Annotated in this window: 3 protein-coding genes; all 3 read left to right on the top strand. The window is 69.3% G+C overall.

The window, feature by feature from the left end:
- On the top strand, positions 1-446 hold a 446-nt coding region (locus ACZ7D7_RS33940; RefSeq protein WP_470829397.1), incomplete at its 5' end, for a vitamin B12 dependent-methionine synthase activation domain-containing protein.
- Positions 443-1,324: a methylenetetrahydrofolate reductase [NAD(P)H] gene (gene metF / locus ACZ7D7_RS33935; protein WP_470829396.1), complete on the top strand. Its 882-nt coding sequence runs from the start codon at positions 443-445 to the stop codon at positions 1,322-1,324. The genes ACZ7D7_RS33940 and metF, both read left to right, overlap by 4 nt.
- The coding region (locus tag ACZ7D7_RS33930; protein WP_470829398.1) for an adenosylhomocysteinase at positions 1,314-1,425 on the top strand (112 nt) is incomplete at its 3' end. The genes metF and ACZ7D7_RS33930, both read left to right, overlap by 11 nt.

Raw genomic sequence — 1,425 nt, 5'->3', positions numbered from 1 at the left:
TCCGCCCGGAGGAGTCCGGCGAGACCGACGTCGTCGGCCTCCAGGTCGTCACCGTCGGCTCCCGCATCGGCGAGGAGACCGCCCGGCTGTTCGAGACCGACGCCTACCGCGACTACCTCGAACTGCACGGATTGTCCGTGCAGTTGGCCGAGGCACTCGCCGAGTACTGGCACGCTCGGGTCCGGGCGGAACTCGGCATCGGCGCGCACGACCCGGCAGACCTGGGCGCGATGCTCCGCACCCAGTACCAGGGCTGCCGCTACTCGCTCGGCTATCCGGCCTGCCCCGACCTGGAGGACCGGGCGAAGATCGCGGACCTGCTGGAGCCGGAGCGCATCGGCGTGCGGCTCTCCGAGGAGTTCCAGCTCCATCCCGAGCAGTCCACCGACGCGATCGTCGTGCACCACCCCGAGGCGAGCTACTTCAACGCGGGAGGCCGCACATGACGACCGCCGGGACGGCCACCAGGACGACCTTCTCCTTCGAGTTCTTCCCACCGAAGACGGCGAACGGTGAGCGCGCCCTCTGGGACGCGATCCGGCGGGTGGAGGCGCTGCGGCCCGACTTCGTTTCCGTGACGTACGGCGCCGGGGGGTCCTCCCGGGACCGCACCATCGCCGTCACCCGGTGCATCGCCGCACAGACCACGCTGCGTCCGGTCGCCCATCTCACCGCTGTCGACCACTCGGTCGCCGAGCTGCGGCACATCGTCGGCTCCTACGCCGACGCCGGTATCCGCGACGTCCTGGTGTTGCGTGGCGACCCACCGGGTGACCCGCGAGGTGCGTGGATCCCGCACCCGGACGGCTTCGCCCATGCCTACCAACTGGTCGAACTCGTCCGCTCGTTGGGCGACTTCACCATCGGTGTGGCGGCGTTTCCCGAAGGACACCCGAGGTCACCGGACTCCCAGACCGACCTGCGGCACTTCATCGCCAAGTGCAAGGCAGGCGCTGATTACGCCATCACCCAGATGTTCTTCCACGTGGAGGACTACCTCCGGTTCCGCGACCGGGTGGCGGGCGCCGGATGCAACACTCCGATCATTCCGGAGATCATGCCGGCCACCGACGTGCGGCAGATTCGCCGCTTCGCCGAACTCAGCGGCGCCGCCTTCCCGGAGGATCTGGCACACCGTCTCGACGCCGCCCGGGACGACCCCGCGTCGGGGCACCGCATCGGCGTCGAGTACGCAACCGCCATGGCCGAGCGTCTGCTGGCCGAGGGAGCCCCGGGGCTGCACTACATCACGCTCAACCGGTCCAGCGCCGCGCTCGACATCCACCGCAACATCCAGACCTCAAGGAGCCCCAGTGTCCGCTGACTTCACGGACTTCAAGGTCGCCGACCTGTCCCTGGCCGAGTTCGGCCGCAAGGAGATCACCCTCGCCGAGCACGAGATGCCGGGCCTGATGGCGATCCGCA

Source organism: Streptomyces sp. NPDC037054 (assembly GCF_055606745.1).
This window is presented reverse-complemented; position numbering and strand designations above follow the sequence as displayed.